This is a genomic window from Loigolactobacillus iwatensis (genome assembly GCF_003950295.1).
GTDB classification, from domain to species: Bacteria; Bacillota; Bacilli; order Lactobacillales; family Lactobacillaceae; genus Loigolactobacillus; species Loigolactobacillus iwatensis.
Genome location: NZ_RHNP01000012.1, coordinates 12,018 through 33,053, shown reverse-complemented (window position 1 = coordinate 33,053; position 21,036 = coordinate 12,018). Strand labels below are relative to the sequence as shown.

At 41.0% G+C, this 21,036-nt stretch carries 16 protein-coding genes; 15 read left to right on the top strand and 1 reads right to left on the bottom strand.

The window, feature by feature from the left end:
- The first annotated feature begins 45 nt into the window (after nt 1-45).
- The 9 genes from EKM98_RS04640 (at nt 46) to EKM98_RS04600 (ending at nt 9,115) form a co-directional block, all read left to right on the top strand.
- Nucleotides 46-2,904, top strand: coding sequence for a sigma-54-dependent transcriptional regulator (locus tag EKM98_RS04640; RefSeq protein ID WP_125980935.1), 2,859 nt, complete (start codon nt 46-48; stop codon nt 2,902-2,904).
- A 235-nt stretch (nt 2,905-3,139) separates the two neighbouring features.
- The gene (locus EKM98_RS04635) at nt 3,140-3,544 is read left to right on the top strand and encodes a PTS sugar transporter subunit IIA (protein ID WP_125980933.1); all 405 of its coding nucleotides are present in this window, start codon (nt 3,140-3,142) and stop codon (nt 3,542-3,544) included.
- A 25-nt stretch (nt 3,545-3,569) separates the two neighbouring features.
- Complete coding sequence (locus EKM98_RS04630) at nt 3,570-4,073, top strand: PTS system mannose/fructose/N-acetylgalactosamine-transporter subunit IIB (RefSeq protein ID WP_125980931.1); 504 nt, start codon at nt 3,570-3,572, stop codon at nt 4,071-4,073.
- 129 nt (nt 4,074-4,202) lie between these two features.
- Nucleotides 4,203-5,174 (top strand): mannose/fructose/sorbose PTS transporter subunit IIA, encoded by a 972-nt coding sequence (locus EKM98_RS04625; RefSeq protein ID WP_125980929.1) that lies wholly within the window; start codon nt 4,203-4,205, stop codon nt 5,172-5,174.
- Between the two features lie 39 nt (nt 5,175-5,213).
- On the top strand, nt 5,214-6,032 hold the full coding sequence (locus EKM98_RS04620; protein WP_125980927.1) for a PTS mannose/fructose/sorbose transporter subunit IIC: 819 nt from the start codon (nt 5,214-5,216) through the stop codon (nt 6,030-6,032).
- A gap of 19 nt (nt 6,033-6,051) precedes the next feature.
- Entirely contained in the window at nt 6,052-6,966 is a 915-nt protein-coding gene (locus EKM98_RS04615) for a PTS system mannose/fructose/sorbose family transporter subunit IID (RefSeq protein ID WP_125980925.1), read from the top strand.
- Nucleotides 6,967-7,402: 436 nt separating this feature from the next.
- Nucleotides 7,403-7,789, top strand: a complete 387-nt coding sequence (locus EKM98_RS04610) for a DUF956 family protein (RefSeq protein ID WP_068222885.1) — start codon at nt 7,403-7,405, stop codon at nt 7,787-7,789.
- Between the two features lie 242 nt (nt 7,790-8,031).
- Nucleotides 8,032-8,412, top strand: a complete 381-nt coding sequence (locus EKM98_RS04605; RefSeq protein WP_125980923.1) for a DUF956 family protein — start codon at nt 8,032-8,034, stop codon at nt 8,410-8,412.
- Nucleotides 8,413-8,524: 112 nt separating this feature from the next.
- Entirely contained in the window at nt 8,525-9,115 is a 591-nt protein-coding gene (locus EKM98_RS04600) for an ECF transporter S component (protein ID WP_125980921.1), read from the top strand.
- A gap of 795 nt (nt 9,116-9,910) precedes the next feature.
- Here the strand turns inward: EKM98_RS04600 and EKM98_RS04595 are convergent.
- Nucleotides 9,911-11,905 (bottom strand): cation:proton antiporter, encoded by a 1,995-nt coding sequence (locus EKM98_RS04595; protein WP_125980919.1) that lies wholly within the window; start codon nt 11,903-11,905, stop codon nt 9,911-9,913.
- Between the two features lie 298 nt (nt 11,906-12,203).
- On the opposite strand from EKM98_RS04595, the gene EKM98_RS04590 reads away from it, so the two are divergent.
- The 6 genes from EKM98_RS04590 to serC all read left to right on the top strand — a co-directional run bounded on the left by EKM98_RS04590 (nt 12,204) and on the right by serC (nt 21,035).
- Nucleotides 12,204-13,637 (top strand): cytochrome ubiquinol oxidase subunit I, encoded by a 1,434-nt coding sequence (locus tag EKM98_RS04590; protein WP_191983367.1) that lies wholly within the window; start codon nt 12,204-12,206, stop codon nt 13,635-13,637.
- Nucleotides 13,630-14,640: a cytochrome d ubiquinol oxidase subunit II gene (gene cydB, locus EKM98_RS04585; RefSeq protein WP_125980915.1), complete on the top strand. Its 1,011-nt coding sequence runs from the start codon at nt 13,630-13,632 to the stop codon at nt 14,638-14,640. The genes EKM98_RS04590 and cydB overlap by 8 nt, the downstream gene beginning before the upstream one ends.
- Entirely contained in the window at nt 14,641-16,380 is a 1,740-nt protein-coding gene (gene cydD, locus EKM98_RS04580) for a thiol reductant ABC exporter subunit CydD (protein ID WP_125980913.1), read from the top strand. It begins immediately after the preceding gene.
- Complete coding sequence (cydC, locus tag EKM98_RS04575) at nt 16,377-18,113, top strand: thiol reductant ABC exporter subunit CydC (RefSeq protein WP_125980911.1); 1,737 nt, start codon at nt 16,377-16,379, stop codon at nt 18,111-18,113. The genes cydD and cydC overlap by 4 nt, the downstream gene beginning before the upstream one ends.
- A 384-nt stretch (nt 18,114-18,497) precedes the next feature.
- A complete protein-coding gene (locus EKM98_RS04570; RefSeq protein ID WP_125980909.1) occupies nt 18,498-19,412 on the top strand; it encodes a prenyltransferase in 915 nt (304 codons plus the stop codon).
- Between the two features lie 549 nt (nt 19,413-19,961).
- Nucleotides 19,962-21,035: a 3-phosphoserine/phosphohydroxythreonine transaminase gene (gene serC / locus EKM98_RS04565; RefSeq protein WP_125980907.1), complete on the top strand. Its 1,074-nt coding sequence runs from the start codon at nt 19,962-19,964 to the stop codon at nt 21,033-21,035.
- Nucleotide 21,036 lies beyond the last annotated feature (1 nt).

Sequence of the window (21,036 nt, the reverse complement as noted above, 5' to 3'; positions counted from 1 at the left end):
ACACTAGTAGTTGGATTGGACGGGGATTTTGAAGGGGGTAAGCAGATGAGGCGTGTTGAGCGGATTTATGATTACGTTTTAGATGATACTAAGCAACTAACAGCCGCTGCGATCGAACAAGGTGCGGGACCAACCACTAAATCAGTTGCGGCGGCCTTAGAAATTGTGCGGCCAAATGTTTCGAAGGCGCTAAATGACTTGGTTCGTTCTGGAAAATTGCAAAAGCTTGCGGGCCGGCCAGTGCGCTATTTACCGGCCAAATTTTTGGTTCAACCTGATGCAATCATTCGTAAAACAGCCGATCCGGTTACCGCGATGCCGGCACAACCCACGCAAGTGACCAATACTTTCTCAGTTAGTAAAACTGATTTCTTCGATAAAATGATTGGGGCAAATGGAAGTCTAAAGAACCAAGTGGAACAGGCCAAGGCGGCTATGCTTTATCCGCCTAAAGGGTTAAATACATTAATTGTTGGGCCAACTGGTTCTGGTAAAACTTTTTTTGCCAATGGGATGTACCAATTTTCGCAAATTCACCACATTATTGATAAGAACCAACCGTTGATTACTTTTAATTGCGCGGATTACGCTCATAACCCTGAGTTATTGATGTCACATCTGTTCGGCTATACCAAGGGTTCTTTTACTGGTGCTAACGAAGACAAGGATGGCCTCATTCAGGAAGCAAATGGTGGCATGCTCTTTCTCGATGAAGTTCACCGATTGCCACCAGAAGGTCAGGAAATGATCTTTTATTTTATGGATCACGGAACTTACAGTCGATTAGGTGAAACTGCAAAAACGCATCACGCCGACGTTCGTTTAGTGTGCGCGACGACTGAAAACCCTGAGAGTAGTCTGTTAGCAACCTTTGTCCGCCGAATTCCGATTCTCATTCAGTTACCAACGTTTAATACGCGGCCGGCCAATGAGCGGTTAGCCTTGCTGCGCGCGTTGTTTTCATTAGAGGCCAACCGGATTCATAAGCAGATTCGGTTATCCGAAGATGTGGTCAAGGCATTATTGGGCAGCGTTACTTACGGAAACGTGGGCCAATTAAAGTCAAACATTCAGTTGGTATGTGCCAAGGGCTTTTTGAAAAATATGCAGTCACAGGATGAAATTGTGATTACTTCGGAAGATTTGCCAGATAACATTAAGACGGGGATTGCGGCCCTTGCGTCAGATCGGGATGAATTGGGCGAGGTCACCAAATTGCTTGAGCCCTACATGACTGTTGCGCCGGAAGAAGCAACTGCTTTAGTCAAGGAAGATGCCTATGAGCTACCCTATAATCTTTACGAAATTATTGGTAGTAAGGCGGCCATTTTAAAGTCAGAGGGACTTGACCAGGAGCACATCAATAATTTTATTACGACGGATATCAATATTCATTTGAAGTCATTTTATAGAAAAAGCGATTTAGATGCACCGGAAGATGATAAATTAGCTGATATTGTTGATAATGATATTATTGATTTTACGAAGCAAGTTCAACTAAAGGTGCAAGACATGTTGGGTTACACTTTTAAGCAAAATTTTGTGTACGCGGTTAGTTTGCATATTTCCTCCTTTGTTAAGCGGGTTCAGTCGGGAAAAGTGATTCGTAGTATTAGCGACGATCTAAAAGAAATGGTGGCGGATTACCCGCAAGAATTGGATGCAGCTGGGTTGATCAAAAAAGATTTAGAGGACCATTACCAAGTACCAATTCCCCAGTCAGAAGTCTATTACATCACGATTTTACTTGCCTCTTTAAAATCTGATCAAGTCGCTGGTAAAGTTGGCGTCGTAGTTGCGGCCCATGGTAGTAGTACAGCCAGCTCAATGGTGGAGGTCGTGGCCAAATTATTGTCACCAGACAATATTGCTGCCTACGACATGCCAGTTGAGATGAGCCCTAAGGTAGCTTATGGCGGCATCGTTAAAAAGGTTCGTCAAGTTGATCAAGGTAACGGTGTTTTATTGTTAGTGGATATGGGTTCGTTGTCGACTTTTTCCCAGCAGTTATTTGATGAAACCGGAATTGAGGTCAAAACGGTTGATATGGTGACAACGGCGATGATTTTAGAAGCTGTTCGCAAAACCGAGATGATCGATAACGATTTAGCGGCTATTTACCAGGAATTAAAGGAATTTGGCGGCTATTCCAAGGTTAACGCCGAGACGTTGCCGAATGCGGAAATGTTCACGCAACACAGCAAGGAACCACTTGCCAATTTGCCTAAGGGAATTATTGCGATTTGCTCAACGGGTGAAGGAACTGCCGTTAAGATCAAGCAGATGCTCGATAAAAAATTGGCTCAGCGGTTAGACGATGATATTACTGTGATACCAATCTCGGTAGTTAATATGAACCAAACCATCTTTAACCTCAGCCAAAAATACCAGATAATTGCAACTACGGGAATTGTTAAACCTAATTTGAACGTTCCGTATATTTCCTTAGAAAAATTATTGCAAGGTGACGGGGAAGACTTCTTTGATCAGGTTATTGATGGATTGGACACAAAAAATATTCAAAAATCTAGTCCTAGTTTAACTAAGGAACTGTGTGAGGAATACATGCGCGACTACTTTATGTACATTAATCCGCATAAATTAATTGATGTTCTTTGGTCTTATACGGATACAGTGAGCGGTGAATTAGCCGTTTCGTTTACCAATACGTTTAGAATTGGTTTAATTTTACATGTTGCCGGCGCAATTGAACGTGCGCTACTGCGGGATCCGATTTCAGTTGACGATCACGAACTGGCAACAGTAAACCAGTCGCCGTACTATGACAGTATTCAAAAGGCCAACCAATTGTTACAGAGTAAATTACAGCTTTCGCTAAATGATGCTGAAACTTACTATATTGAGCAATTATTCGATACACAAACTGAAAAATACGCTTCTTAAATTTTTATTAATGTATCAATACACTAGGTGCTAGTGTATTGATACATTTTTTTATGGCCGTAAATACCCGCTAAACAGCGATTTATAGCTAATACACAAAAGTTGGCACGGTATTTGCTTTATAGAAAGGTGTACGACTGATTTAAACCAACTTTAATTTAATTGAAGTTCGGCGCAAATAGTTTTAAGGGGACTTTGATCGGTCCGTTTGGGACGTTCTCCAGGAGGTGAAACAGTGTTAGCAATTATTATTGCCAGCCACGGCAGATTTTCTGAAGGAATTTTGCAATCGTCCCAAATGATTTTTGGTAAACAAGATTTAGTCAAAGCCATTACTTTTATGCCTGATGAGGGTCCAGATGAGTTAATGGATAAATTTCAAACTGCGATTGAGTCATTTGGTGTCAATGATCAAATTCTTTTCTTGGTTGATTTGTTTGGCGGGTCACCGTTTAATACTGCAAGTCGGATTGTTGCTGAAGATTTGGATCGTTACGCTTTAGTTACCGGGGTGAATTTACCGATGCTTTTGGAAGCGTATACCGTTCGGGACAAGCCGCTTGATGTAGTTGTTACACACCTTGAAGAGACTGCTAGGGCGGGGGTTAAACACTTAGATTTAGCCATATTTCAGGAGTAACTAATGCTGAAAGGATCTAATTATCGTGACAATGGACATTTGTTTAGCACGTGTCGATAGTCGCTTGCTTCACGGCCAAGTTGCTACTGTATGGACTAGAAGTGTGACACCTAATCGCATTTTGATTGTTTCCGATAACGTGGCAAAGGATAAATTACGTAAGACCCTACTAGTACAAGCTGCACCACCAAGTGTTCGAACAAGTGTCATTACAATTGATAAGATGATTCGGATTTATCAGGATCCCTTGTTCGATGACTTCAAGGTTTTGCTATTAACGGAAACTGTTGAAGACATGGTGCGTTTAGTCAAGGGCGGCATTGATCTTAGTCACGTTGGAATTAACATTGGTAGTTTAGTTTTCTTGGACGGAATGAAGTTGATTACCAACTCAGTTGCTGTTGGTCAGAAACAAGCTGATGCACTACGTTATTTACATAACGAAGCGGATTTAGACGTTTTTGCCCAGAAGGTTCCGGCAGATCGTAAGCAAAATTTAGGCGATCTGCTCACAAAAAATGGTTTCTAATTGAAGGTTCAGATTTAGTGCCTGATCTTCATTTTAAACAATAAATTGACAGGTTTTCCTGTTGGTTGGGTAGTTGGATAGCTACTCTGCACTTATTCATAATATTTTATTGTAATGGGAGGTAAAAAGATGGTAGGAATTATCATTGCTAGTCATGGTAAATTCGCCGAAGGTATCTTGCAATCCGGAACTATGATTTTCGGGGAACAAGAAAACGTTAAAGCTGTTACGTTGATGCCAAGCGAAGGCCCTGATGACATTAAGGCAAAATTGGAAGATGCAGTTTCATCTTTCGATAATCAAGATGAAGTGTTGTTCTTAGTCGATCTTTGGGGCGGTACGCCGTTCAATCAAACAAACAATTTGTTTGAGGAGCATAAGGACAAGTGGGCGATCGTAACTGGTCTAAACTTGCCAATGTTGCTTGAGGCGTATGGTTCACGAATGTCAATGGATTCAGCACACAAAATTGCGGCACACATTTTAGCTTCAGGTAAAGATGGGGTTAAGATCCGGCCAGAAGAATTAGCGCCTAAGGCTCCAGCAGCCAAGGCAGCTGATGCAGGTGCTAGTGCCGGTAAGCCTGGATCAATGAAATACGTGCTTTCACGGATTGATTCACGTTTACTTCATGGTCAAATTGCAACGGCTTGGACTAAATCAGTTCAACCAACGCGGATCATCGTTGTTTCAGATTCTGTTGCTAAGGATGATTTACGGAAGAACTTAATTCAACAGGCCGCACCAGTTGGTGTTAAGGCTCACGTTATTCCAATTTCACAAATGATCAAGATTGCCAAGGATGATAAGCATTTCGGTGGTCAACGTGCGCTCCTTCTTTTTGAAACACCACAAGATGCCTTACGGGTTATTGAGGGCGGTGTTCCAATCGAGACACTTAACGTTGGCTCAATGGCTCATTCAGTTGGTAAAGTACAACCAAATAAAGTTTTAGCTTTTGACCAAAACGATATTGATACTTTTGCTAAACTCAAAGCCGACGGCGTCAAATTTGATGTCCGAAAGGTTCCCGGTGATAATGGGGAAAACATGGATGCTATCCTCAAAAAAGCCGAAGACCAATTGAAACAACAGGCTTAGTTTTAGTAAATACTTGAAGGAAACGGAGGATTAATTACCATGAATTTAAACGCTATTCAAATGATACTGGTTGTTTTCGTTGCATTTTTAGCTGGTATGGAAGGTGTCTTGGATGAATTCCATTTTCACCAACCAGTTATCTCTTGTACGTTAATCGGCCTAGTAACCGGGGATTTAGTTCCTTGCTTAATTTTAGGTGGGACGTTACAAATGATCGCTTTAGGCTGGGCTAACGTTGGTGCCGCTGTTGCACCTGATGCTGCCTTAGCCGGTGTTGCATCCGCAATTATTTTAGTTTTAGGTGGTCAAGGCAAAGCTGGTGTATCATCTGCCATTGCCATTGCCGTACCACTTGCCGTAGCAGGACTATTATTAACAATTCTTGCTCGGACTGTTGCAACTGCTATTGTTCATATCATGGATCGTTATGCTGAAAAAGGTAGTTTTAGAGGCATTGAAACTTGGCATATTATCGCTATCTGTATGCAAGGTATCCGAATCGCTATTCCTGCTGCTTTAATCTTAGCAGTTGGTGCTGGCCCTGTAAGAAGCTTGCTTAGCGCTATGCCTACTTGGTTAACTGAAGGCTTATCCATTGGTGGTGGTATGGTTGTTGCCGTTGGGTACGCAATGGTTATCAACATGATGGCTACTGCTGAAGTATGGCCATTCTTCGCCATTGGCTTCGTATTAGGAACCGTTCAAGACTTAACTTTGATTGGTCTTGGTGCTATTGGTGTTTCAATGGCACTCATTTACTTGACACTTTCTAAAATGGGTGGCTCAGGTAAAGGAAACGATAACGGTGGTGGATCTGGTTCTGGTGACCCACTCGGCGATGTCATAGATAATTATTAGTGAAGGGAGCGTACAGAAAATGGCAGATAATAAAATTACTTTAACCAAAAGAGATCGTATCAATGTTTGGTGGCGTTCAACCTTCATTCAAGGTTCTTGGAACTATGAACGTATGCAAAATGGTGGCTGGTGCTATACATTAATTCCAGTTATTAAAAAGTTATATAAGACAAAAGAAGATCGTTCCGCTGCTTTAAAGCGGCATTTGGAATTCTTTAATACACATCCATACTTAGCTTCACCAATTATTGGTGTAACAATGGCACTTGAAGAAGAACGTGCTAATGGTGCCCCAATTGATGACGTTGCTATCCAAGGTGTAAAAGTAGGTATGATGGGTCCATTGGCTGGTGTCGGCGATCCAGTATTCTGGTTCACGGTTAAGCCAATCTTAGGTGCTCTTGCTGCTTCTCTAGCAATGGGCGGTAACATTATGGGACCAATCATCTATTTCGTTTTTTGGAATTTAATTCGGATGGGCTTCATGTGGTATACACAAGAATTTGGTTACAAAGCAGGTTCTGCAATTTCTGAAGATTTATCTGGTGGTTTATTACAAGATGTCACTAAAGGTGCTACCATTCTTGGTATGTTTATCTTAGGGTCATTAATTAACCGTTGGGTTGTTGTTAAGTTCACACCTGTTGTTTCGAAGATTCAACAGTCTAAAGGTGCCTTTATTGATTGGGCTACATTGCCAAAGGGTTCTGCTGGGATCAAAGAAGCTTTGACACAGCAAGCTGCTGGTTTATCTTTAGATAAGTTCAAAGTAACAACATTGCAAGATAACTTAGATCTTTTAATTCCAGGTTTAGCTGGATTACTCTTAACCTTCTTATGCATGTGGTTATTGAAGAAGAAAGTTTCACCAATCATCATTATTCTTGGCTTATTCGTTGTTGGTGTTGTATTACACGTATTACACGTTATGTAAGCATAGTGATTTGGTTAAAGGAGTGGAACAAAAGTCGGTTTTGGGTTTACTGCGTAACGTAAGCTAATCCAATAACCGTACAATGGTTGTTGGATTGACTGTAGTTAGGCACGTGAACCCAGACTTTTGGCACACGTTCTAGAACAATGATCGAGAACAAAAAGAGGCTGGGACCTTTGTCCCGGCCTCTTTTTTAAAAGTATTTACGGACATTGGAACCAATTATCAGGTTATCGTGGTACAGTTATAATGTAATATCTGATTTTAATTTGCTGTAGTTGAATCCGTAGTGTTATTAGCAATAAATGGCGGATAACTTGTAATTGCGGCGTAGGATCTAAATGTTTTTGGGATAAGCATTAAGAAGTACTAGTGTTTGTAAATCTGGCCTATACTTAATCTATTGTGAGTATTGTAGAGAAATGGAGTTGAGCGAATGGTTGAATCAATTAATACGAAAGTCGATTTAGTCGTTGATGCGACGTCCTATTTAGGAACGGCAAAATACGGCAGAATTATGGTTGGCGATAAAGGATTTGAATTTTTTAATGAGCATAATGTTCGTGATTTTATTCAGGTTCCGTGGAATGAATTAGATTATGTCTTAGCCTCTGTCATGTTCAAGGGACACTGGATTCCACGTTTTGCTATTCGGACCAAAAAAAATGGCACCTACACTTTTTCGGCTAAAAACCCGAAAAAATTATTGCGATGTATTCGGGTCTACGTTGATCCAAGCCACATGGTACGTTCTTTGACATTCTTAGATGTTTTAAAACGCGGTATCGTTGGTCTGTTTAGTAAACGAAAAAAGGCTAAATAGGGCGAATTGATCCATTAAAATCACTATCAGATTTTTTCTGACGGTGATTTTTTAAAATGCTAGAATGTTGCTGAGACTAATTTCTGAACGTTCTCTAGGTGGATGAATCTATTTTTTCCATGGCTTTTCTCCGTTTTGACCAGAAGAAGGCCACGGAAAAGAGTTCTACAAATCTGGTCTGGCAAAAAAATAGTTAATGGTTTTAACTAAATGGAATGAGCAAAAAGAAACGGGGGACCGAAATGATTGAATCAATTAATACGAAAGTTGATCTAAAGGTCAAGGCGACTTTATATGCCGGGACAACACAGTATGGTAAAATCATCGTTGGTGATAAGGGCTTTGAATTTTTGAACGACCAGAAATACCGTAATTTTATTCAGGTGCCCTGGGAAGAGGTTGACTATGTGATTGCTTCGGTTGGATTTAGGAAAAAGCGGATTTCCCGTTATTCGATCCAAACGAAGCAACGTGGTACGTATGCATTCTCTTCTAAGGATCCCAAAGAGGTTCTACGAATGATTCGCCAGTACGTTGACCCCAGTCACTTAGTTAGACCAAAAAGTATTTTTGATGGCTTAAGGCATGATTTTGAAAATATGTCTAAGAAAAAAAGTGATTAAACCAGCGAATGTTTCGGTTTTAAGTACGAACCGTGTAATGGGTAAAAATTACTTTTAGACTAGGCTTTACTAATGCTATAATAGCGAAGTAGCTAAGGGAGAGTGACGTATCTTGACTAAAGGCAGATCGGCTTACCGAATCAGTATTTTAGCACTTTTTATTGCCATTATTATTATTCAGAATTTTGTGCCTCTATTCGGGTACATTCCAATCGGTCCGTTAGATTTAACGACTATTCACGTAACGGTTATTATTGCGGCGATGGTTTTAGGTCCAATTGATGGTGCAATTATTGGTGGTGTTTGGGGCCTGATTACCTTTATTCGGGCGTTCACGTCACCAACGAGTCCGCTGGCGCCATTAGTTTTTACAAATCCAGTGATTGCAATCGTGCCGCGGATTTTAATTGGTCTTGTAACGGGTTATTTATTTAACTGGCTAAGGAAGACACGTTTACCACAAACTGTGGGGATGATGTTTGCAAGTTTGGCGGGGGCGTTGACCAATACTATTTTAGTGCTTGGCTTAATTTATATATTTTACCGAAATCCACAGGTTGCAGCGGCTTATCACACTAATTTAAATGGACTACTCAATGTGTTATTAGTTGTTGTGGCGACGAATGGGATTCCAGAAGCTATTTTGGCGGCTATTGTCGGACCATTAATTAGTTTACCGTTGCAACGGTATCGAAAAGATTGATGACGCATACCATTATTTTGAAGATCGTAATGAATTTGACCTTAAATTCGTTACGATCTTTTTTTGTATTGTGATTTAATACTATGAAACTAAGAAAGGTCAAATGAATCAGACATGTTTAGCCTTTCTTTCTAATTAGGTTTATATATATATAAAACCATTAGGAACCCAAAAAGTGACACTAAAAAAGCAATAATTTTTGTGGTCGCTCCGAAAGATGATCAGGGCGGGGATAATTACTGCTTTTTTATTTTTCCTTTTTGTTAAATCTATTTTTTTAAATTGATTAATGGCGGCGAGTACGACCTCGAGTACGACCTCGAGTACGACCTCGAGTACGACTCCGAATGCTACCTCGAATACAACTTCGAAGGAGTACTCGCCGATTTCGCGGTTATTTTTATTAGCGGTATCTTGTGGGTGTTTGGTGGAAACGTGTTTGAAAAAGCAGATTATGGAGTATAGCTACGCTAGTCGAACGATCCGCTGCGCGACTCTTTTCGCCTAGCTAGGCTATACTCCATAATTTGAGCGTTTTTTTCCCTCTCTTCTGAAACGTGTTTGAAAAAGCAGATTATTGCGTATAGCTACGCTAGTCGAACGATCCGCTGCGCGACTCTTTTCGCCTAGCTAGGCTATACTCCATAATCTGAGCGCCTTTTCACTCTCTTCTGAAACGTGTTTGAAAAAGCAGATTATTGCGTATAGCTACGCTAGTCGAACGATCCGCTGCGCGACTCTTTTCGCCTAGCTAGGCTATACTCCATAATCTGAGCGCTTTTTCAAACACTCTCGTTAGTCAAAGTTATCGCTATTTTGCATGTAGACAATTTCATCGTAGGAAATTTGTTCTCGCAGTTGCTTGGCCGTATCAATACTGATTAATTGGTCGTTTAAGTGATTATCCACGTAATCATATTCATACTGGAAGGCGGTGATGAATAAATCCTTTTGTGTATCATTTGTTTCGTCACTATTGCTGAAGCGACGGTGCCGCTCACGATAGGAACGGCGAACAATGCCAATTGCCGCAAAATTTTCGGCGGTTGTTTCGTTATTTAAATATTCAATAACGGCGTTGTAACCACGTTCTTCAATCCGGGTAAAAATTTGGCGCGTATCCTTTATTTTTTTACGTTGCTGGTCGGTTAAGTTGCGTCTTAATTGAGCCATTCTGCGTTTCTTTAAAAAGCCAAACGTTAAATATTTGAAACCTGATTTTATTCGCCGCCAAAGAATTTGCCAAATACTTTTTTTCGTAGCAAAGTTGCTTTGAATTAAAAAACGCTCGTAGGAAAGTTGTTGTTTAGGCGTAATGTCACCCGTGGTCACTAACTGTTGGACCGTCGTTTGTTCAATATGCTGCGTTTTTTTAAACAGTCGCGTCAGAGTTTCGTAGGACGGTCGGGTATAATCGGATTTTTGATTGTACAGTGTTTCCAAGACAATTTGGGAGCTTTGTGTACCACTAACTGTTTGTTGTAATTCGGTGATTGCAAAGTCCAACATGTCGTTACGAATTGCGCGGATGTTGACTGGTGCCTCTTTGGCCGCTTTAACCTTAGCAGGTACGAGTAATGGAATAACAAAATTTGGAACGATTAGGCTTAATAAAATAACAACAGCGGCGACAAAAATAATCTCGTTACGCATGGGAAATGGTTTTCCATTTGCTAATGAAAAAGGAATCGAAAGGGCCATCGAAAGGGTGACGGTTCCGTGAATCCCGCTGGTTGCCATGATGGCACTAACGGTTGGCCGATTAAGATCACGATAGGGCAGTTTAACGAAGCCAGCGTAAACCCATAAAAAGCGTAAACCAGTCGCAATTGCGTAGATTAATAAGGCAAGGGCAAATAGGCTAAAGAACTGTAAAGTATGGGCAGAGATTAAATCTAGGACAACCGTGGGCAAGGTGAGCCCTAGTAAGACGAAGACAAAACCGTTCAGCATATCACTGATAATTGTCCAAATGCTGGCCGTTGCAAACTGAGTTTTGGTTGAGGTTAGTTGCAAGCGGTCCCGCTCGGCGCCGTGCACTAAACCGGCAGCAACAACTGCCAAAATACCAGAAACTTCAAATTGCTCGGCAACAAAATAGATGATAAAGGGGGTTAAAATCTGTAAGGGAACGGAAATCGGAATACTGTCCGCGGCAATTTCTCGTAGCCAAATACGTAAACGAACGATAAGTAGCCCTAAGATGGCACCAAGGATAAGTCCGCCAAAAAAGCTGATTATAAAACTGGAAATCCCGTGGCCAACAGAAAAAGAGCCCTCACGGTAGGCGCTAAGGCTTAAGTTTAAGGCCACAATACCAGATGCATCATTAAATAGTGATTCGTTTTCTAAGGTATTCATGATGCGATTTGGCAGTGCCATGTTGGAAGTGATTGACTTAACCGCGACAGCATCTGTCGGTGTCACAATCGCGCCAATGGCAAAGGCCAGCGGAAGTGTCATTAGTGGGAACAGTGAATTAATACTGAATCCCAGAATGATTACCGTGATGACAACTAAAAAAATCGATAATGATAAGACATTGGCAATTCCACGTCTTAAACGGCGGCGAGATGTATTTTGCGCATCATTAAACATTAACGGCGTAATGATGGCATAAAGAAAGATTTCTGGATTAAGTTGATAGTGGTGGTAAAGCGGTAAAAGTGATAATAAAAGACCTGCTGCAATTTGATAGAAGGCCAGTGGTATCTTCGGGTAAATTGCGTAAAGAATGTTGGCAAAAATCACTGCACCTACTATGATGCTAATGGTAAAAATAGTTTCCATGAGGTCCTCCTTTGATTACATGAGGTGATCGGTAAAACGGAAATTTTTTCTGCTAAGGTTAACTTAAAGCATAGGTTAACAGGCGAATCTTTTAAATTGACACTGCGCATTTCGATCATTAATAAAATTGATCAAAGACTATTATGCCATAATTTGATTTGTTGTCGTACTTTAATTATAAAAAAACCATTATTGAAGAATAAATCATTGGATATCTGAATCTGTCAGCACTGGTAACGCTTCATTTTCTAGCCTATAATGGAGATGTGGAAGTTTAACGAAGGGTGGTAAGAGTATGTTGACGGTTGGTGTGAGTATGTTGTCTTTAGCACGGTTTCAATTTGCAATGACAACTGTATTTCATTTCTTCTTTGTTCCTTTTTCAATCGGGATGGCGTTTATAACGGCAATCATGGAAACAATTTATGTCGTAAAAAAAGCGCCAATTTATAAACAAATGGCACAGTTCTGGGGGAAAATTTTCCTTTTAAGCTTTGCTGTTGGTGTGGTTACTGGTCTTATTCAAGAGTTTCAATTTGGGATGAATTGGTCTGATTACTCACGATTTATGGGTGATATTTTTGGGGCGCCACTGGCTATTGAAGCATTGCTGGCGTTTTTCCTGGAATCAGTTTTCATTGGACTATGGATGTTCACTTGGGATCGATTCAAACCTGCGATTCACGTTATTTTTATTTGGTTAGTTATGATTGGTTCTAGTGCTTCGGCTTTATGGATTTTAACCGCAAATAGTTTTATGCAAAATCCAGTGGCTTATAAATTGGCCAATGGTCGGGCAGAAATGACAAGTTTTACCGGTTTGCTTAAGAATCCACAATTGTGGGTTGAATTTCCCCACGTTGTTTTTGGGGCCTTTTTAACGGCAGCCATGGCGGTTGCTGGGATGTCGGCTTGGCGGTTGCTTAAGCATAAGAATATTGAATTTTACAAGAAGTCACTAAAGATTGGTTTGATCGTTGGGCTCATTTTTTCATTAGGTACGATTTACGTAGGCGATGCTCAAACCAGAATGATTATTAAGGATCAACCAATGAAGTTTGCCGCAACTGAAGGTCTGTATGATAATACAGGTAAAAAAGCGCCTTGGGCTATGATTGAGGGGATTAACGCAGCGGGACATAAGGCAACTTGGAAGGTTGAAATTCCTGATATGTTAAGCATTATGTCTTACCATAAAACAACTGGTGCGGTTAAAGGGATGAATACCATTAATCGTGAATTACACCAGAAGTATGATAAAAAATTTGGTAAGGACATGAATTACTATGTTCCACCGAAAACGCTTTTCTGGAGTTTCCGAGTAATGGCTGGCTTTGGCACGTTATTTGCGCTTGTTACCATCGTTGGTTTGTGGTTTATGCGTAAAAAGAATAATGCTATTGAGAATAAACGTTGGTTCCTTTACGTTTTAGGTATTTGTCTCTGGTTACCATTTTTGGCTAATACTGCTGGTTGGTTCGTGACTGAACTGGGTCGTTATCCGTGGATTGTTTACGGACTGTTCACGATCGCTGATGCCGTTTCACCAAGTGTCACGGCGGGTGAGTTACTGTTTTCTAACATCACTTACTTCTTGATCTTCACAATGCTTGGCGGTACTATGATTTACTTCTCCCACAAGACATTAGTCGCCGGTCCAGAGCTTGATGACGGCAGTGAAAAGCGTGCGAATGTCGATCCATTTGCGAAGGGAGCGTTTAATCATGAGTAGTTTACAGTTATTATGGTTTTTCTTAATTGGCTTATTATTTGCGGTCTTTTTCCTACTTGAAGGTTTTGATTACGGCGTTGGGATGTCGTTACGCTTCTTGGCTAAGGACGAGCAGGAATGTGACAGCCTTATTCAAACGATTGGACCGCACTGGGATGGTAATGAGGTTTGGTTAATTACTGCCGGTGGTGCAATGTTTGCCTCGTTTCCTTATTGGTATGCCAGTCTGTTTTCAGGGTTTTATATTTTACTTTTCTTAATTTTATTTGGCCTAATTATTCGGGGGGTGTCCTTTGAATTTCGAACGCACGTAGATACGCGTAAAGGGCGAAAGTTATGGGAAGTGACACTTTTCACAGGTAGCTTAATGGCGCCCTTCCTGTTTGGAATGATGTTTACCGATATGGTTAAAGGAATGCCAATTGATGCTCAAGGCAATCTAAGCGCTAGTGTTGGTGATTACATCAATCTCTTTTCGATTGTCGGTGGTGTCGCTGTAGCGTTGCTTTGCCTATTACATGGGCTGAATTACATTCGGCTTTCAACCTTAGGTGCATTGCGGCAGCGGGCTCAAAAATTAGCGAAGTTACTCTACCCAGTTTTGTTTGTTGGGTTAGTTGTCTACGCGGCGTTACTTTTGTTTCAAACGGACTTCTTTACTGCACGGCCAGTATCAAGTTGGACACTGCTGATCTTGATTGTTTTGGCCAGCGTTGTTGCAACGTATGGTGCTTATGCCGATAAGGAGTGGCTGTCGTTTATTGCTAGTGGGGGTACTTTAATCTTATTGGTTGCGTTATTATTCAATGGATTATTCCCACGAGTAATGGTAGCAACTAATCCGGCGCACAGTATCTTAATTAAAAATGCATCATCATCAGAATATACACTGAAAATTATGACGATCGTGGCTTGCATTTTAGTACCAATCGTCATCGTGTACACGGTCTGGAGTTACTTCGTCTTTAATAAGCGAGTCACAACAAAAAAAGTGGTGGAATAGATGATTGATAAGCAGTTATTTAGCTTATCTGGAATAAAAAAAGTAACCATAATGCTTGTGGGACTAACCGTCCTGCAAGCATTTATGATTTTATTTCAGGGGAAATATTTGGCTTTGGCGTTAGTTAAGACGTGGCACTTACGTCCGTTAAATTTATTGGGGCCTTTAATCGGTTTATTTTTTGCAGCGTTCATTGGGCGTCACTTAATTAATTGGGTAAAGAGCATTGTGTTAGATCGTTTTGCCAACCAGGCTAGTCAAAGCTTACGCGAACAGCTTCTAACTAAATTATTTCACGTTGGACCTAGTCTAGTTGCAAAGCAAGGAACGGGTAACTTAGTAACTATGGCCCTTGACGGAATTGATGAAGTTGATAATTATTTAACGTTAATTTTAAATAAAATGCTGAATATGATGATTATTCCCTGGATTTTATTGATCTATATTTTTACGTTAGACGTTAAAACGGGAGTTGTATTACTCTTAGTTGTTCCAATTGTTATTTTATTTATGATTATTTTAGGCTTTGCTGCCCGGGATAAGGCTGACAAGCAGTATGCGGGTTATCAGTTACTGTCGAATCACTTTGTTGATGCGTTACGAGGGTTATCAACCTTAAAGTTGTTGGGAATTAGTAAGCAATACGCAAATAACGTTTATTCAGTGAGCGAGTCTTACCGCAAACAAACAATGGCAGTTTTACGGATTGCCGTTTTATCAACCTTTGCCTTAGATTTTTTCACGACGCTGTCGATCGCGGTAGTTGCTGTATTTTTAGGACTTGATTTATTAAATGGTAAAATGCCTTATTTTCCTGCATTAGCGTCCTTGATTCTAGCCCCAGAATTTTTCTTACCCCTACGCGATTTTTCCAGTGATTATCACGCAACTTTGAATGGCAAAAATGCGATGCAGGCCATTCGGCAGTTACTTGCGCTACCTGAGGCAACACAACGTCAGGCGCTCACAAGTTTAACAACGTTTGGCGCTAATGATGAACTAGAATTCAAACACGTCAATGTCAGTTATGAAAATAATAACGAACATGACTTGGCCGATTTTAGTTTTAAAGTTCATGGTTTCCAAAAGATTGGTGTCATGGGGCCTTCTGGGTCGGGTAAATCGACGCTAATTAATACATTAGGTGGCTTTTTGTTGCCTGAGGTTGAAAATGGTGGCCAAATTTTACTTAATGGGCAGCAAGTCCCGCACTTAAGCCAAGAGCAATGGCAAAATAATTTTGTTTATATGCCGCAAAAGCCGTATTTATTTCACGCAACGATTGGTCAAAATATTGCTTTTTATCAACCCAAGGCTAGTCGTGAAGCAATTACAGCTGCAGCCGAGAATGCAGGCTTAACAATCTGGCTAAAGCAATTACCGGCCGGCCTTGATACAGTGATCGGTGAAGGTGAGCGGGGTATCAGTGGTGGCCAGGCACAGCGTATCGCGTTGGCCCGAGCATTCTTAGATCGTAAACGACGTGTGTTGCTGTTTGATGAGCCCACTGCTCACCTGGATATTGAGACTGAAGCGGCGCTAAAAGAAACGATGTTACCACTTTTTAAGGACCACCTTGTTTTCTTTGCCACGCACCGCTTGCACTGGATGCAAGAAATGGATCAAATTATGGTAATTGAGGCGGGCCGTTTGGTTGAAATGGGAACACCGCAGCAGTTACAGCAAAAACAAGGGGCGTATACGCAGTTAATGACGCAGATGAAGGGGGCTAAGCTATGAGAAATCCATTTCAACCGTTGAAAAAGGATAATTGGGTGAAGCCTTATATGAAAAAATATAAAGGTCTGTTGTGCTTAATCTTGGTTTTAGGTCTATTGACCTTCTTTTGTGGTGCTGCGTTAATGTTTAATGCTGGTTATCTTATTAGCAGAGCGGCTCAGCGGCCAGACAATATTTTATTGATTTATGTTCCAGTTGTTTTAACTCGGGCTTTTGGGATTGGCCGACCAACTTTTCGTTACGTTGAACGGTTAACTTCACATAACTGGGTGTTTAAAGTTACGTCAGATTTACGTAAGCGATTGTACCTAACGTTGGCGAAAGATGCAGCCTTTTTCCAGCAACACTTTAAAACAGGGGATATTTTGGCGCTTTTAGCCGACGATATTGGTCACTTACAGAACCTTTACTTAAGAACTATTTTTCCAACGTTAATTAGTTGGTTTCTTTACATCATTATCGTGATCGTACTTGGTTATTTCAGCTGGTTTTTTGCGTTAGGAATGGCATTATTATTAGCAATTATTGTCTTTTTATTACCACTTGTTTCAATCGCGGTAACCAGTGCGCGGGTAATGCAGAAAAAACAGTTAACCCAGCAGCTTTACACTGATTTAACCGATAACGTCATGGGCGTTGCTGATTGGGTGATTTCTGGTCGCGAGAACGATTTTATTGCGAAATCACAGCCAACACTTAAAGCGCTGCGCAAGGAGACTTTAGCCACAAAGCGCTTTGAATGGCGGCGTGATTTCTGCATACAGTTTGTGTTTGCAATTATTAGTGTTGCGCTTTTATTGTGGACTAATCGTTATTTTACAACCTCTCCGGCAGCGGTGAATTGGGCGGCGGCCTTTGTGCTTAGTCTGTTTCCACTAATTGATGCTTTTGCGCCAGTCAGTCAAGGGGTTGAGGAATGGCCCATTTATATGAGTTCTGTTACCCGACTGAATAATTTAAAGCCGCAGGAACAGGCGCTACCCCAGCAAGCAAAATTACCAACAACGGTACCACCAATTTCATTTCAACACGTTGAGTTTGCGTACCCGAACGAGCCTAATATTATTAATAATTTTAATTTAAACGTTACCGCTGGCGAAAAGTTAGCAATTTTAGGTCAAACGGGGATGGGGAAAACCACGTTACTTGATCTATTGCTGGGTGATTTACAGGCACAAAAAGGTGCAATTACGATTGCTGGTGTACCAGTTGCGGCGTTACAAGAGCAACGCAAAGAGTTAATTGGAATGTTGGATCAAAAACCATTCTTATTTAACACAACGGTTCGTAACAACATTCGCTTGGGCAACCTAGAAAAAACTGATCAAGAGATCGATGAGGCGTTAAAGGCCGTCCAGCTCGGTCCGTTAATGGCGCGGCTGCCTAAAGGAGCGGACACAGTTGTTGAGGAAGATGGTGCACGTTTTTCTGGCGGTGAGCAGCAGCGTTTGGCCTTAGCGCGCCTGATTGTACAAGACGCACCAATTATTTTGTTAGATGAGCCGACAGTTGGTCTTGACCCAATTACGGAAAAGGCGTTACTACACACCATTTTCAGTGTCCTAGCCGGCAAAACAATTATTTGGGTAACCCATCATTTACAGGGAATTCAAAACGCCGACCAAATAATTTTTCTTGAACATGGTAAAATAAATATGCAAGGTAGTCCACACACTTTATATCAGGAGAATGCACGTTTCCGCAAACTTTACGCGTTAGACTCAGGCGAATAATTAGAGAGTGTTTTAAAAAGCGTTCAGATTATGGAGTATAGCCTAGCTGGTCGATAAGATCTGCGAAGCGTAGCGATACGCAATAATCTGCTTTTTCAAACACGTTTAGACCAAATTAATTAAGAAGGCGTTAGACTCAGGCGAATAATTAGAGAGTGTTTGAACAATACTTTTACTAATACTTTTTTGACTAAACTGTTTTGAACGTGTTTGAAAAAGCAGCTTCCTGCGATTCGGACTTTGGTTCATCCTAGTCCGATTGACATCGTTAGTAATCCTCAGAAGCTAAGCGCTTTTTCAAACACGCCACAGTTTAATAATTCGCCAACTGATTTCAAAGGTATGTGTAGTACTTTATTTTAAGTAGTTAAGGAGATATGTCAGGTGACTTTTTCAGTATTTTTGGAGCTGGTCGAAATTAAAGCAAAAACGGCCAGTGTATTTCCATTTTTGTTAGGAACTTTTTACGCACTGTATCATTACCGGCAGCTACACCCGGTTTATTTAATTTTGTTTTTTATTGCGATGTTAGTTTTTAACATGGCTGTTGACGCTAATGATAACTATCAAGATTATCGGCGGGCAACTAAGAATGAGGCGTTGGGATTCCGTGAAAAAACCAATATTATTGGGGTTAATCATTTGAATCCCCGGATGATTGGTTGGTTGGTCTTTTGGATGATGGCCTCCTCCGCAATTTTAGGAATCTTTATTGCTACTCAAACTGGTTGGCCAGTCTTATGGCTGGGGCTATTTTGTTACGCAGTAGGTTATTTTTACGCGGGTGGACCCCGACCAATTTCAACGACGCCGTTTGGTGAACTTTTTTCTGGGCTCACCATGGGCTTTGTCATCTTCCTGTTAAGCGTCTATTTAAACACTTACGATGTGGTGACTTTTAACTGGGCGTTCGTGGGACCAATTTTACTATCATCAGGGTTGGCCGTCTGTGCAATCTCCAATTTAATGTTAGCTAACAATATTTCGGATCAAAAAGAAGATCTAGAGTTGGGCCGGCATACAATTCTGGTTTATATTGGTAAAAAGAATGCTTTGCGGTTATTCGTGGCGCTTTACGTTATTGGATTTTTGACGCTTATTGTGGCGGTTATTGTTGGTTATTTACCCAAATTAACGCTATTAACTTTAGTGACGGTACCAATCGTTTGGAAAAATACCCGTCTTTTTTTGGCGAAGCAAATCAAAAAAGAAACATTTCCGTTGGCGGTTAAAAATTTATTTTTAACAACTCTAGCTCAAGTGATCTTTTTTGGATTAGGAGTTTGGTTGAACTTTTAAATTAAGGAGCAATTGTAAGGCATTTTTTTGCTGGAGCAATTGCTTTTTCAAACACGTTTCAGAAGAGAGGGGGAGAAGCGTTTGGATTATGGCGTCTAGCCTACTACTCCGCAATGGAGGAGAAATATTACTAGCTTCGCTTACGATGTCGATCGGACTAAGATGAACCGAAGTCCGAATTGCAGCAAAAAACACTAATATTCTTTAATGCTACGGACGTTGACCATTTTTGGCGCAGGCTAGGAAACACGGTTATAAAGTCCATAACTGCTCGCGACTAAGCTCGTCCCGTTCACCGCAAGAAACATGGCAGCCAGGCGAAAAGAGACGCGCAGCGGATCGTCCGACCGGCGTAGCTATACGCAATAATCTGCTTTTTCAAACACGTTTCCGTCAAAGCAATTAGGAACATATTAGTGAGCATATTTTCCAGACACGTCCTAGGTTAATCGCAAAAGTGGTCGAAATTAGAGAGTAAGCTATGCTATAATGAGAATTACATTATTTTATTAGATAATAATGAGAACAAATTAATGAAGGGATGATGACATGCAGCAAGTTTATAATTTTGCAGCTGGTCCGGCGGTTTTACCGCAACCAGTACTACAACAAGTGAAGGATGAATTCTTATCCTATCATAATTCTGGTATGAGTATAACGGAGATCAGTCATCGCTCCTCCTTGTTCCAAGACATTATCGATGATGCTGAAAAAACGTTACGTGATTTAATGCAGATACCGGACGACTACGCAGTTTTATTTGTACAGGGCGGCGGTAGTCAGCAATTTACTGAAGTCCCTTTGAATTTAGGAACGGATAACGTTGCTTATATTGATACTGGTAATTGGTCAAAAAAAGCGATTGCTGAGGCGCAAAAATTTCCGTCTTTGAAAGTGACAACGTTGGCTAGTTCTGAAGCAACGCATAATACCACTATTCCGTCAGTTCCACCGGTTAGTGCGAATTATGATTATGTCCACATTACAACTAATAACACAATTGAAGGCACTACTTACTTTGATTTACCTAACGTTGGGGAAAACGTCCTTGTTGGCGATATGTCATCAAACATTTTGGCTCAACGGTATAATGTTCAAGATTTTGGCCTAATTTATGCTGGTGCACAGAAAAACATTGCACCGGCGGGTCTGACAATTGTAATCGTTCGCCGTGATTTAATTGGCAAGAAAAAGGGTCTGCCAGCCATGCTGGATTATGGTCTTCAAAGCGCTAAGGGCTCACTTTACAACACACCACCAGTCTTTAATATTTACATGGCGGGGCTTGTTTTCCACTGGTTGGAAGATTGTGGCGGTGTTGATGAAATGGAGAAAGTTAACCGCGCCAAGGCCAAGATACTCTATGATTACTTGGATCAATCGAAGTTATTTTCGGCGCCAGTTAAGCCTGCCTTTCGTTCCTTGACGAATGTGCCTTTTGTAACTGGGAACGCAGCAATGGATCAGAAGTTTATTACTGCGGCCACAGAGGCAAATCTATTGAACTTAAAAGGCCACCGATTAGTTGGTGGTATGCGGGCCAGTCTCTATAATGCGATGCCGATTACTGGCGTGACTAAATTAGTTCACTTTATGGCAGAATTTGAACAGGGGGAGAAATAAG